Raw genomic sequence first — 13,759 nt, 5'->3', positions numbered from 1 at the left:
CACCTCGAATCGCACTAGGCCCAGGCCGCGCGACATTCAACGAATCCTCACGAAACGGACGGCTCAGTCGCGGTCGATCAGGGCGGTCAGGGCCCACAGGATCGACACCACGTCGATGGCCTCCTGCATCAGCGCACCGATGACCACCGGGATCAGGTTGAACGCGGCGGCGATCATGCCGACCAGCGCCAGTCCGAGCCCCAGGCACACGGCCTGGATCATCACGCGCTTGGTGCGCCGGGAGATGGCCACGGCCCGCGGCACGGCGGCGATGTCATCATTCATGATCACCACCTGCGCGGATTCGGAGGCGGCGGTCGAGGTGCCGTCGGTGATGGCCATGCCGATATCGGCGGCCGCCAGCACCGGGGCGTCGTTCACGCCGTCGCCCACCATCATCGTGATGGACCGCGTGGTCGATTCGCCCACGAACCGCGCAATCAGCTTGTCCCACCACGGCTGACGCTTCGGGTTCTCCCGCTTCGCGTCGATGATGGCCTGCACCTTGCCCTCCGGGAACAGCTCGGCATGCACGTCATTGATGCCGACCTCCGAGGCGATGATGTCCGCGGAGGCGCGCTTGTCCCCGGTCAGCATGGTCAGACGCTCCACACCCATGCCACGCAGCTTGTCCAGGGACTCCTTGGCATTGGCGCGCGGCACGTCCTTGAGCACGATGCGTGCCGCCAGTTCGCCGTCAACCGCCACATAGGTGGCCATCTCGTCGGGAGCGAGCTCGCCGAACATCTGCGCCACGGTGAGCTTGCGCGCGGCCAGGGCCGATGCCTTGGCCTCCTGACGCCTGCGCGCAGCGTCAACGGTGGCCCGGAAACCGCCGGCGTCCGCCGCACCACGGCCCGCCACATCCGGCGTCGCCGCGGTCTGAGCCGCAGCCGTTCCATCCTCCGTCGCGGTGACGAAGGCGAACCGTCCCACGCGGATCCGATGCCCGTTGACCTCGCCGCTGACACCGTTGCCCGCGTCCTCGGTCACGCCGCGGACCACCGGGTAGCTGCGCGCATCCACCAGCCATTCGTCCTCCGCCGCCAGCGTTTCACCGTTCGCGGCGCGTTCCTTGAGCCGGTCCATAACGGCCGTGCCGCCCGTGGCGATGCCCTTAGCCAGGATATGCACCGAATACGATTCCACAACGCCGGCGTACATCAGGATATGGTCGGCGTCCAGCCCCGTATACGGCCGGCGTCCGGATTGCGCGGAGGCCGACGCACCCTGCGCGGACGGCGGCACCACGTCGGACGATTCCGCGCCGGCGATCTCCACGCGCACGACCTGCGGTTTCTTGACGGTCAGCGTGCCGGTTTTGTCGAAGAACACATGCGAGACGCGGCCGAGGTTCTCCAGCACCTCCTGCGTCTTGATGATGATGCCGGCCTTGGCGAGCCGTCCGGTGCCGGCGATGTACGCCACAGGCGCCGCGATCAGCAGCGGGCATGGGGTGGCGAGCACGAGCACCTGCGCGAATCGGGTCGGGTCGGCGGACACGATCCACGCGGTGCAGGCGATGACGAAGGAGATCACCGTGAACGGCACGGCCATCAGGTCGGCGGTTTTGACCACGGTGGCGCGCGATTCCTGCGCGGACGAGACGAGTTCGATGATGCGCTGGTACTGCGAATCGCGGGCGAGCTCGGTGGCGCGCATGGTCAGCGTGGCCGAACCGTTGATGGCGCCGGACATCACGCGTGCGCCGGCGAACACCTCGCGCGGCACCGGTTCGCCGTTGATGTTGCTCAGGTCCAGCGTGGCCGAACCGCTGAGCAGTTCACCATCAACGGGCACGGTTTCACCGGGAAGCACGATGAGCACGTCGCCCAGCCGCACCTGGTCCACGGGCACGGTGCGGTACGGGGCGTGGGCGATATCCGCGCCGGCATCCTCCGCCGTCCGCGCATCCGGTTCCGGGGCGTCGGCGGCCATCACCCGGTCGACGCGGGACATCGTCCGCGCATCGTCGTCGGATCCGGACGCGGCATGCGCGCCGGAACCCACCCCCGGCAGGTCGGCGACGTGGGCGATCTGCGGCGCGGCCTCCATCAGCGCGGTCAGGTTGTTCTTGGCCTTGTCCTCGGCGTAGGCCTCGATGGCGGAACCGGAGAACACCATCAGCACCACAACCCAGCTGGCCCAGTATTCCTCCACCGCCAGCGTGGACAGCAGCGCAACCACCGCCAGGATGTCGACGCCGACGTGACCGTGGCGGATGTCGTCGATCATGCCGCGCAGCGTGTTGATGACGGTATAGGCGACCAGCACGATCACGATCCATTGGCCGATGCTCGGATTGACGAACCAGAACGGCTTATCCCACGGACGGAAATCCCACAACAGGGCAATGGGCAGAGCCGACACAATCACGATCGGCAGCATGGGAACGAGCTTGCACACGTTGAGTATCCTGTGCAACATAGCGATGAATATCTTCATCGTCTCTCCTTACGTCGGTATCGACCGTACGGACGTTCCGCACAGCCGGTGCTTGATTCACGCCTTGTTAGCCCATCGACGACATGAATCGCACGACACACGGCGTAAAGATCAACAATTCATCTTCAGTTATTGAGTTGCGGCCCGTCCTGCGGGGCGCACGTACGAGCGTACCAGCAGATCGCCGCGATTCCAACCCACGCGTGCCCTGACAGCGTGTCAGCCACACGCCCTCCAAGCCACGAACCGCACGAAAGTCGTCCCGCCTTCTTGCAACGAAAACGGCACCCCGGCCGCCGAACCGGTTCTCACCGGTCGTTGGTCGGGGTGCCGTTCCGAGGTGGGCGCGGAACGTCACATCGTGACGCCCGCGTGCGGTTTACCAGAAGCCGAACGGATCGAACAGGCCACCGTCATCGTACCCGTTGCCGTTCTGGTCCTGCTGACCGTTCTGATCCTGCTGGTTCTGCTGATCCTGCTGGCCGGAGCCGTTGTTCTGCTCGCTGCGGTTGGTGCCGTTGACGGCTTCCTCCTGCTGGTCGAGCGTCACGTCCACGTCCATGGTCTTGCCGCCGCGCACGATGGTGAGCTTCACCGTGTCGCCGAGCGACGCCGCGCGCACGAAGCCGAGCAGCGAGTAGTTGTTGTTCACCGCGTTGCCGTTGAACGCCACAATCGTGTCGTTGGCCTGCAGGCCGGCCTTGTCCGCCGGGCTGCCGGACACCACGGCCTTGCCGCCGGTGCTCGGCGTGGTGATGCGGGCGCCGCCGCGGACCACGCCGTCAGCCTCGACCGTGTCGCTGGTGATGGTCACGCCCAGCGCCACATGCGTGGCCTGGCCGTCCTTCATAATCTCGTCGGATACGCGCTTGACCAGATTCGACGGGATGGCGAAGCCGATGCCGATGGAGCCGGCCTCGCTGCTGGAGCTGGCTGTGGAGGCGATCGACGAGTTGATGCCGATGACCTGTCCGGCCGCGTTGAACGTCGGGCCGCCCGAGTTGCCGGGGTTGATGGCGGCGTCGATCTGTACGGCATTGGTCACGATCTGCGAGTTGTTGTCGTCCATCACGCTGACCGGACGGTTCAGCGCGGAGACGATGCCGGTGGTCGCCGTGTCGTCGTAGCCCAGCGGGTTGCCGATAGCCATAACCGGCTCGCCGACCGCGAGCGTATCCGAATCGGCGAATTCGACCGGAACCAGCCCGTCGGGGGCATCATCCAGCTGGATGACCGCCAGATCGGTGGTGGTGTCGGTGCCGGTGACCTGCGCGGTGTACATCTGGCCGTTCGAGAGCGTGACCTGGATGTTCTGCGCGCCGGAGATCACGTGGTTGTTGGTCACGATGTGGCCCTGCTCGTCGATGATCGCACCGGAGCCGGCCGCCGTGCCGTTCTGCAGCGTGGTCTGGATCGAGACCACCGACTGGGAGACCTTGTCCGCCACGGCGGCCCAATCCACGGCCTCGCCATTGGTGATCGGCGCGCTACCGTCGCCGGACTTGCCGGAGTCGATGTTCTGCATCGAGCTAGTCGTCGGCACCTTGACCCAGCCTTCGGTGATCGCCATGTAACCGACGCCCAAGCACAGCGCCGCACTGACCAGGGCCGCCACCACGGCGATGATCACACCGCTGACCGTGCGACCGCCACCGTGGTTCGGCTTCGGCGCGCCGGAGCCCGGTACGGGCGGGAAGATCGACCCCTGCGGGTTGCTCGGCCCGTTGCCGTTGTTCTGCGGACCGTTGACCGGGGCCATGAACGGACTGGTCGGGGCGTTGTTCGGCGCGGTGCCGCCCTGCTCCTGATTGGCCGGACCGTTGTTGCCGTTCAGGAACGGGTTGCCGGTCAGATACGGGTTGCGGTTGTTCTGCGGCGGCATCTGCTGGGTCGGCGCGGACTGCGGATGCTGTTGCGCGGCCGGCTGCGTGGGGGTAGGGCCGTAGGCGCCGTATTCCGGTGCGGGGCGATACGGCGACTCCGGGGCCGCGGCCGGGGCCGGGCCTGCCGATGCCGCGCTCGGCGCGGATTCGGCCGCCGCCGGCGCCGCCGCAGTCGGGATTGTCTCCGTGGGCTGCTCGGCGTTCGCGGCCTCGCCGCTGGTGGTCATGGTGAACTGGTCGCCCTCCACGATCTGCGGGGTCTGGTTCGGCTGTTCGTTGTGCGGCTGTTCGCTGGATTGCGGCGTCTGCTGGTTCGGCCAGCTGCCGTTATTCTCTTCAGCCATTGCTGCTCCTTGGTTTCGTTCTGTTCCTTATGCCGTTATACAAGCGGCGGTCAACCTGCTCGGCTCACCGCCGTCTCGGAATCGCTATCTATGAGTTAAGGGAGCGCTTCTGGAAGTTTTCTGAATGTTGGTTGGAAGCTTTGCGCTAACCAGCATGGTATTCGTTGACACCCGGGCCGCACGGAGTCGACCGAGCCGGCGTCTTGCGCTCGAATCGCCCATATACCAACGATTCCGACCGATTCCCGACAGCCACGCGTCCACATCGCCCATCGCCCCTCCCTCCCCCGATGTGACGCAGCTCACCGCCGGCTTTCGGCAGTGCTTCGCCTAGAGTGAACGGTATGACCAGTCTGCTCGATCATCCCCGCGGCGCGGAACCCGGCAAGCCCGGCGACCGCGGCGCGTTCTCGTTCGAAACCATCACCCGGCTGCCCGACTCCCCCGACGGCAAGGGCCGCGGCGGTGCACGCTACGGCCGCACCGGCATCATCCACACCCCGCACGGCGACATCCGCACGCCCGCGTTCGTGCCGGTGGCCACCCAAGCCGCGATGAAGGCGGTGCTGCCGGAGACGATGAAGGATCTGGGCGCGCAGTGCCTGCTGTCGAACGCGTTCCATCTCTACGAGCGCCCCGGCGAGGATGTTCTGGACGCGGCGGGCGGTCTCGGCCGATTCATGAACTGGGACGGGCCCACGTTCACCGATTCGGGCGGGTTCCAGGTGCTCTCGCTGGGCGCCGGGTTCAAGAAGACGCTGGCGATGGACGTGACCGGCATGAAGTCGGATGACGTGATCGCCGAAGGCAAGGAGCGCCTGGCGTTCGTGGATGAGGACGGCGTGACGTTCAAGTCGCCGCTCAACGGCTCGTTGCACCGCTTCAGCGCCGAGATCTCGATGGGCATCCAGCACAAAATCGGTGCCGACATCATGTTCGCGTTCGACGAGCTGACCACGCTGATGAACACGCGCGGCTACCAGGAGCGGTCGGTGGAACGCACGTTCCGTTGGGCGCAGCGCTGCGTGGCCGAGCACCAGCGGCTCACCGAATCACGCCTGGGCAAGCCGTACCAGGCGCTGTACGGCGTGGTGCAGGGCGCGAACTACGAGGATCTGCGGCGACGGGCCGCATCGCAGATCGCCTCGCTCGACTTCGACGGCGTCGGCATCGGCGGTGCGATGGAGAAACGCATCATCGGCGACATCTGCGCGTGGATCTGCGACGAGATGCCGGAGAACAGGCCGCGACACGTCCTCGGCATCGCCGCGGTCGACGACATCTTCGCCTGCGTGGAGAACGGCGGCGACACGTTCGACTGCGTGGCCCCCGCCCGCTGCGGGCGCAACGGCGCGATCTTCACGCGCGACGGCCGGTACAACGTCAAGCGCGCCGAGTTCAAAACCGACTTCGGGCCGCTGGAGGAAGGCTGCGACTGCTACACCTGCCAGCACTACTCGCGCGCCTACGTGGACCACCTGCTGCGCGCCCGCGAGTTCAACGGGTTCACGCTGGCCACCATCCACAACGAGCGGTTCTTCGTCAAGCTGCTCGACGACATCCGCGCCTCGATCGACGGCGGATACTTCGACGAGTTCCGCGACGCGACGCTGACCCGGTTCTACGCCAACGGTTCACGCGGCTGAACCGATGGGCCGACGCGATAATCCGAATCGATAGTCCAAATCGATAGTCCGAAGCTACTCGACAATCCGAAGCGACAGAGAGGACTGCATCATGAACCTGCTCGAAGCGATGGAACAACGACACGCCATCCGCGCCTACACCGATGAACCGGTCGACCAGGCGATTCTGGACATCCTGCGCGCCGAGATCGACGCGTGCAATCAGGAGAGCGGCCTGCACATCCAGATGACCACCGGCCTCGACGACGCGTTCCTCGGGCTGAAGACGCACTACGGACGGTTCACCGGCGTGCACAACGCCATCGCCCTGATTGGGCGGCCGGTACGCGACGGTGCGGCGGACGGGCACGGTGCGGCAGGCACGAACGAGCACGACGCGGCAACCGAAACCGCAACAGGTACGGCCGACCCCAGCGTGGCGGTCGATACGATACCGGACGGCGCCGCAGCTGCGTGGCACAAGGCCGCCGCCGCGGATGAGGCGGCCACCGACCCTGGCGAGATCGCGTTGCAGGAACGGGTCGGCTACTACGGGGAGCGCTTGGCGTTGCGCGCCGTGCAGCTGGGATTGGAGACCAGCTGGGCCGTGCTGGACGATGCGGACGCGGCGGAACACCCGTGGTGGTGCCTGCACCCCGGGGAGAAGATTGTGTGGGTACTGGCGTTCGGTCATGGTGCACGGCCGGGCGGGCGACGCCGCAGCAAGCCGATCGAGGAGCTATGCCGGATACCGGACGGCATGGCGATGCCTGACTGGTTCCGCGCCGGCATGGAGGCCGCGATGCTCGCGCCGACGTCGCTGAGCCAGCAGCCGTTCCTGTTCACCCTGTATGAGGAAGGCACGGTCAGCGCAGAGGCGACGGAGGGACTGTTCGCGCATGTGGGACTGGGCTGCGCGAAATACCACTTCGAAGTCGGTGCAGGGCGCGAGAACGTTCGTTGGCGTGACACTGCCGCCTCCGGTGAAGAAGCTGCCGGCGCGACCGACTAGCGGGCGGAGAGACCGCCTTTGCTTACGAGCAAGACCCCGTACGACACATCGCGACACGCCGATTTGCACATTCCGGCAATCGAGTGGTAAGTTAATCACTTGTCTGCGAGTGTGGCGGAATGGTAGACGCGCTGTCTTCAGGTGGCAGTGAGTGTATGCTCGTGGGGGTTCAAGTCCCCCCACTCGCACGATTGGAGGAAGGCTCCGAATCGTTGGAACGACAACGATTCGGAGCCTTCCGCTTTCCTGGGAAACCGGGCGATGGTAACAGAATTGGTAACAAAAAAATCGGGTTTTTAGAAATCAGGAGCGAGCAATCCCTGTCGTTCCGGACGTTCCGCGACAATCACGGCCTTGATGATTGGTAACGTCCGATTCCGAACCAGCAAAGAGCAACAACGGCATCGTCATCGGTTATTGATTCGCGTCATTCCCCGTCCAACACCGTGTTGGGACATCGATGACGAGCCAAGTCATTTTATTATTCAGAGTATTGGTGTTTTTCACGGATACGACAACAGGTGAGGGAGAGTACGAGCAATGACGGATACGACGAAGGAGTCACAGCGTGCGGCGTTGCATAAGGCGATTTGGGGTATCGCGGATGATGTGCGCGGCGCGGTGGATGGCTGGGATTTCAAGATGTATGTGTTGGGGTTTCTGTTCTACCGGTTCATTTCCGAGGATCTTGCCGGGTATATCGATGAAGGCGAGCACGAATCCGGGGATTTGGATTTCTCCTATGCTCTGATGGATGACGCGGAGGCCGAGGACGCCAGGGAGGGCATCATCGAGGAGAAGGGCTACTTCATGCTGCCCTCCGAATTGTTTGAGAACGTCGTGGCGCGATGCGACCGTGACCCGAACCTCAACGAGACGCTCAGGAATGTGTTTGACCATATCGAGGGGTCGAGCGTGGGCACGCCTTCGGAGAAAAGCTTCCGTGGTTTGTTCGACGACATCGATCTGAATTCGAACAAGCTGGGCACCGGGGTGTCGGAACGTAACCAGCGACTTGTGAAAATTATCAAGGGTATCGCATCCCTGGACTTCGGGGATATCGGGGATGCGCGCATCGACCTATTCGGCGACGCGTACGAGTATCTGATGAACATGTACGCGTCGAACGCGGGCAAGTCGGGAGGCGAGTTCTTCACCCCCCAAGAGGTATCCGAGCTGCTCGCCCGCATCGTAATCGGCGACCGGACAAGCGTGAATAAGGTGTACGACCCGGCCTGCGGGTCCGGCTCCCTGCTGCTCAGATTCTCGAAGAATCTGGGGCAGGAGAACGTTCGCCGCGGCTTCTACGGCCAAGAGATCAACATCACCACGTACAATCTGGCGCGCATCAACATGTTCCTGCACAGGGTCCCGTTCGACAAGTTCGACATCGCTCTAGGCGACACGTTAATGGAGCCGAAGCATTGGGACGACGAGCCGTTCGACGCGATCGTGTCGAATCCTCCCTATTCGATCAAATGGGCCGGGGATTCCGATCCCACGCTGATCAACGACCCAAGATTTTCCCCAGCCGGCGTACTCGCCCCCAAAGGCAAGGCGGACCTCGCGTTCACCATGCATATGCTCAGTTGGCTCAGCCAGGACGGCAAGGCCGCGATCGTCGAATTCCCCGGCGTCCTGTACCGGGGCGGCGCCGAGCAGAAGATCCGCAGGTACATGGTGGACAACAACTTCGTCGAGGCGGTCATCCAACTGCCTGCGAATCTTTTCTTCGGACCGGTCACCATCGCCGTATGTGTCATTGTGCTCTCCAAAAGCAAGAAGGACGACAAGGTGCTGTTCGTGGACGCGGGCGACGAGTTCAGTCATGTGGGCAACAAGAACAAGCTCATGCCCGAGAACATCGACCACATCTACCGAACGGTTCACGACCGGTCCGAGGAACAATATTTCTCCAAGCTCGTGTCCATCGAGCAATTGGGCGGGGAGAACAACTACAACCTGTCCGTGAACACTTGGGTCGAGAAGAAGGACATGCGGGAGAAGATCGACATCCATGAGCTCAACCAGCACATCGCAGGCATTGTGAAACGCGAGCAGAAACTACGCGAACAAATCGACACCATTATCAAGGATCTGGAGGCATGAAATGAGCAAAATTGATGACATGCTTGCAGAACTTTGCCCTAATGGAGTTGAATATAGGACTCTTGCAGAGATTGCTGAAATCGGCACAGGGTCAAGCAATACTCAAGATCAAGTTGAAGATGGAAAATATCCTTTTTATGTACGTTCGCCGGAAATAAAACATTCCAATACATATGAATTTGATGAGACTTCCATTGTCACGGCTGGAGATGGAGAAGTGGGCAAAGTTTTCCATTTTGTTAAAGGAAAATATGCGCTTCATCAACGAGCATATCGTGTACATATTACTTCGGATGACGTGTTACCTCGTTATTGCTATTGGTTCATGGTAAGCCAATTCCGCAAATATGTTGAAAAAAGAGCATGTTCAGCTACTGTTAAGTCATTACGTAAACCGATGTTTCTTGATTTTCCCGTCGCAGTTCCCCCTCTTGATGTTCAGCATGAGGTCGTGCGGGTGTTGGATTCGTTCACGGAGCTGGAAACGGAGCTAGAAACGGAGCTAGAAGCACGGAAGGCGCAGTATGCCTATTACCGTGACCAATTGCTGTCCCGCGAAAACCTGGAAAAAATAGCAGGAAATGAAATCTATATCCGTCCTATTTCGGATATCGCAAACGTATACGACGGAACACATCAAACACCTAAATATACAACAACGGGCATTAAATTTGTAAGCGTTGAGAATATCACTGATCTATACGCGTCAGATAAACGTATTTCTGAAGACGCATTTAATAAACAATATAACAATCCCCCCTGCAAAGGCGACGTACTTATGACAAGAATTGGATCAATAGGTAAGTGTGCAGTAGTCGAGACGGATGAGAAACTTGCGTATTATGTTTCACTTTGTCTTATAAAACCTAATTTCAACGCTATACTGCCACGATATCTTAAGTATGTCCTCGAAAGCTCTGATGGCAGACGAGAATTACGTCGATACACTATTTTAACTGCCGTGCCGATAAAGATTAATTTGGGAGATGTAGGAAAAGTTCGTATCCCCGTCCCGCCTCTTTTTGTTCAGCAACGGGTTGTTGATATTCTTGACCATTTTGATGCGTTAACGAGTTCGCTATCGGACGGTTTGCCTGCCGAGATTGAAGCTCGTCACCGGCAATATGAGTATTACCGTGACCGGCTGTTGGTTTTCCCAAAGAAAGCGTAGATTATGGCGACCGTGGATGAGCCTATTGAGACTGAGAGAAGGCCATCGTCTGGGGCGTTGACGTATGGGCTGATTTTGCAGGGGCCGGAGTCGACGGTGTGTTCGGAGGCTCCCGCGGTTCCGGCCGCGGGGGACGCGTATCAGTCCGAGGCGGCGTTGGAGGAAGGGCTCCTTCGTGTTCTGACGAGTCAGGGGTACGACCGGCTGCGGGTTGATTCGGAGGCCGGATTGGTGGCGAATCTGCGCGCCAGGGTCGAGGAATTGAACGGTATCGTGTTCACCGATGCGGAGTGGGCGCGTTTCTGTTCGGGGTATGTCACGAATCCGGCGTTGACGGTAATCGACAAGACGCGGCGCATCCAGAACGATCCGGTGATCGCGTTCGAGCGGGATGATGGTTCGGTCAAGAACGTCTACTTGTTGGATCGCGAGCATATCCATCGGAACCGGTTGCAGGTGATGAACCAGTACGAGGCGGGTGACGGCGCGCACCTGAACCGGTATGACGTGACGATTCTGGTGAACGGTCTGCCGTTGGCACATATCGAGTTGAAGCGGCGCGGGGTTCGGCTGCGGGAGGCGTTCAACCAGATCGAGCGGTATCAGCGGGAGAGTTTCTGGAGCGGGTCGGGTCTGTTCGAGTTCGTGCAGGTGTTCGTGATCTCGAACGGCACGAGCACGAAGTATTACGGGAACACGGTGCGTTGGGAGCATACGCATCCCAAGCGGGGGCGGCGTGGCGTCGCCTCGTTCGAGTTCACGAGCTGGTGGACGGACGCGAACAACCGGCGCATCGCCGATCTGGAGGGGTTCGCGCGCACGTTCCTGTCGCGGGGCACGTTGTTGATGGTGCTGACGCATTACTGCGTGCTGACCGCGGAGGACGAACCCAAACTGCTGGTGATGCGCCCGTACCAGATCTGCGCGACGGAACGGATCCTGAACAGGATCCTGATCTCCGAGTATGACCGGAAACGTCTGGGCACGACGGACGCGGGCGGGTACATATGGCATACGACCGGGTCGGGCAAGACACTGACCTCGTTCAAGTGCGCGCAGCTGGCGTCCCGCATGGAGGGCGTGGACAAGGTCCTGTTCGTCGTGGACCGCAAGGATCTGGACTACCAGACCATGAAGGAGTACAACCGGTTCCAGAAGGACGCGGTCAACGGGTCCGAGGACACGCGTGCGCTGGACGAGAACCTGCGTGACGACACGAAACGCATCTGCGTGACCACGATTCAAAAGTTGTCCGTACTGATTTCGCGCAACCAGACGCATCCGATCTACGACCGGCATGTGGTGTTCATCTTCGACGAGTGCCATCGCAGCCAGTTCGGCAGGATGCACCGGGAGATCATCCGGAAGTTCCGGAACTACCACCTGTTCGGGTTCACGGGCACGCCGATCTTCGCCAAAAACGCGAACATGAGCGGGGATCCGACGCTGCGAACCACGGAGCAGGCGTTCGGAGACCGTCTGCATTCGTACACGATCGTGGACGCGATCGCGGACGGGAACGTGCTGCCGTTCCGCGTGTCCTATCTGCAGACCATGCGCCAGTCCGCGGATTCGGACGCCCAGGGCGAACTCGTGGAGGCCATCGACCGGGAGGGCGCGATCGTCTCGGAGGCGCGCATCGCGATGAACGCAGCGTACATCCTCCGTCATTTCGGCCAGGCCACGATGCGCAGGGCGGATGGGACCGGGTTCACGTCGATCCTTGCGACCGATGGGATTCCCGCCGCCCGCAGGTATTACCGGGCGTTGACCGAGCAGGAGGACGAGATGGAGCGGGCCGGCACGCTCAGGCACCGGCTGCGGATCGCGATGATCTACTCGTACGCGCCCAACGGCGACGACCTGGCCACGGGCATCATCGCCGACGAGTCCATGGACGCGGCCGGTCTGCCCGCGAGCGACCGCGAGGCGCTGGAACAGGCGATCGGGGACTACAACCGGATGTTCGGCACCTCGTACTCGACGGACGGGGCCAGGTTCCAGAACTACTACAAGGACGTGTCCCAACGGTTGAAGAACCGTGAGATCGATCTGCTGATCGTGGTGGATATGTTTCTTACGGGCTTCGATTCGAAGACGCTGAACACGCTGTGGGTGGACAAGAACCTGCGCATGCACGGGCTGATCCAGGCGTTCAGCCGGACGAACCGGATCCTGGATTCGGTCAAGACGTTCGGCAACGTCGTGTGCTTCCGGGATCTGTCCAAGCAGGTCGACGAGGCGCTCGAACTGTTCGGAGACCGGGATGCGGCAGGCATCGTCGTGCTCAAACCCTACCGGGAGTACCTCGGCCAGTATTTGGAGCTCGTCGACGAGATCACCCGCAAGTACGTCCGGGATGGCGCGGTCAGCGTGGTCGGCGAAGCCGCGGAGAAAGGGTTCGTGGGCGCGTTCGGCGCGCTCCTGAAACTGCGCAACGTGCTCGGCGTGTTCGACGAGTTCCCCGCCGACGACCCGCTGTCCGACCGTCTGCTGCAGGATTTGCAGGGCGTCTACCTCGACATCGGTGACAAGCTCAAAAGCCGGGCGAAGGCCGAGAAGAGCGACATCGTGGACGATCTGGTGTTCGAGATCGAGCTGATCCGTCAGGTCGAGGTCGGCGTGGACTACATCCTCGAGCTCGTGGCCAAGGCGCATGGCGGCAACGGTGAGGACAGGACCGCGTACGACCGGATACGCCGAGCGGTCGCGTCCAGTCCGCAACTGCGTGACAAGGCCGACCTGATTCTCGAGTTCGTCGAGCGCATGGGCGTCTCGCCGGACGGGGCCCGCCACGAGGACGGCGGGCTGGAGGAACGCCGGCGCCGCGTGGACGACGCGTGGCACACGTATCTGGGCGGGCAGGTCGAACGGGAGCTTGACGGGCTTATCGCCGAGGAACGGCTCAAGCCCGAGCAGACCCGCAGGATCCTGTCCATCGCCTTCGATGGCGACGGCGTCCCCGAAACGGGTGCCCTCATCGGCGAATGCATGCCGCGCATGTCACGCTTCACAAAAGGCAACGCCTACCTCGAACAACGACACCGCATCATCCACAAGCTCCAAGCGTTCTACGACAAATACAAGACGCTGGTGCGCAGCTACCCGCTCGACGAAGAGAACGGCAGTAAATAGGGACAACAGAAACAGACTAGCGGACAGCCCAGAGG

7 protein-coding genes and 1 tRNA gene are annotated in these 13,759 nt (G+C 61.9%); 6 read left to right on the top strand and 2 right to left on the bottom strand.

Going from position 1 to position 13,759, the window contains the following annotated elements:
* Positions 1-63: 63 nt before the first annotated feature.
* Both BIGA_RS08150 and BIGA_RS08145 read right to left on the bottom strand, forming a co-directional pair.
* Positions 64-2,445 carry a heavy metal translocating P-type ATPase gene (locus BIGA_RS08150; RefSeq protein ID WP_034259921.1) on the bottom strand — a complete coding sequence of 794 codons (2,382 nt, stop codon included), beginning with the start codon at positions 2,443-2,445 and terminating at the stop codon, positions 64-66.
* A 379-nt stretch (positions 2,446-2,824) separates the two neighbouring features.
* Positions 2,825-4,672 (bottom strand): S1C family serine protease, encoded by a 1,848-nt coding sequence (locus BIGA_RS08145; protein WP_033506882.1) that lies wholly within the window; start codon positions 4,670-4,672, stop codon positions 2,825-2,827.
* 344 nt (positions 4,673-5,016) lie between these two features.
* Here BIGA_RS08145 and tgt point away from each other — a divergent pair, with 344 nt between their 5' ends.
* From tgt to BIGA_RS08120, 6 genes are all read left to right on the top strand, one after another.
* On the top strand, positions 5,017-6,318 hold the full coding sequence (gene tgt / locus BIGA_RS08140) for a tRNA guanosine(34) transglycosylase Tgt (protein ID WP_033506884.1): 1,302 nt from the start codon (positions 5,017-5,019) through the stop codon (positions 6,316-6,318).
* 91 nt (positions 6,319-6,409) lie between these two features.
* On the top strand, positions 6,410-7,309 hold the full coding sequence (locus BIGA_RS08135; RefSeq protein ID WP_051917194.1) for a nitroreductase family protein: 900 nt from the start codon (positions 6,410-6,412) through the stop codon (positions 7,307-7,309).
* Positions 7,310-7,414: 105 nt separating this feature from the next.
* Positions 7,415-7,497, top strand: a tRNA-Leu gene (locus BIGA_RS08130).
* A 352-nt stretch (positions 7,498-7,849) separates the two neighbouring features.
* Positions 7,850-9,418 (top strand): type I restriction-modification system subunit M, encoded by a 1,569-nt coding sequence (locus tag BIGA_RS08125; protein WP_033506886.1) that lies wholly within the window; start codon positions 7,850-7,852, stop codon positions 9,416-9,418.
* Between the two features lies 1 nt (position 9,419).
* Positions 9,420-10,589, top strand: a complete 1,170-nt coding sequence (locus BIGA_RS09370) for a restriction endonuclease subunit S (RefSeq protein ID WP_081929603.1) — start codon at positions 9,420-9,422, stop codon at positions 10,587-10,589.
* Positions 10,590-10,592: 3 nt separating this feature from the next.
* The gene (locus BIGA_RS08120; RefSeq protein WP_081929601.1) at positions 10,593-13,724 is read left to right on the top strand and encodes a type I restriction endonuclease subunit R; all 3,132 of its coding nucleotides are present in this window, start codon (positions 10,593-10,595) and stop codon (positions 13,722-13,724) included.
* Positions 13,725-13,759: the final 35 nt, after the last annotated feature.

The organism is Bifidobacterium pullorum subsp. gallinarum (assembly GCF_000741215.1).
GTDB classification, from domain to species: Bacteria; Actinomycetota; Actinomycetes; order Actinomycetales; family Bifidobacteriaceae; genus Bifidobacterium; species Bifidobacterium pullorum_B.
The sequence above is the reverse complement of the archived record's forward strand: the minus strand, read 5'-3'. Positions and strand labels throughout refer to the sequence as shown.

What these genes read in the sequence shown, in the direction of transcription:
- BIGA_RS09370 (WP_081929603.1), top strand. Translation starts at nt 9,420, where the DNA reads ATGAGCAAAATTGATGACATGCTTGCAGAACTTTGCCCTAATGGAGTT.
- BIGA_RS08145 (WP_033506882.1), bottom strand. Translation starts at nt 4,672, where the DNA reads ATGGCTGAAGAGAATAACGGCAGCTGGCCGAACCAGCAGACGCCGCAA.
- BIGA_RS08150 (WP_034259921.1), bottom strand. Translation starts at nt 2,445, where the DNA reads ATGAAGATATTCATCGCTATGTTGCACAGGATACTCAACGTGTGCAAG.
- BIGA_RS08120 (WP_081929601.1), top strand. Translation starts at nt 10,593, where the DNA reads ATGGCGACCGTGGATGAGCCTATTGAGACTGAGAGAAGGCCATCGTCT.
- BIGA_RS08125 (WP_033506886.1), top strand. Translation starts at nt 7,850, where the DNA reads ATGACGGATACGACGAAGGAGTCACAGCGTGCGGCGTTGCATAAGGCG.
- BIGA_RS08135 (WP_051917194.1), top strand. Translation starts at nt 6,410, where the DNA reads ATGAACCTGCTCGAAGCGATGGAACAACGACACGCCATCCGCGCCTAC.
- tgt (WP_033506884.1), top strand. Translation starts at nt 5,017, where the DNA reads ATGACCAGTCTGCTCGATCATCCCCGCGGCGCGGAACCCGGCAAGCCC.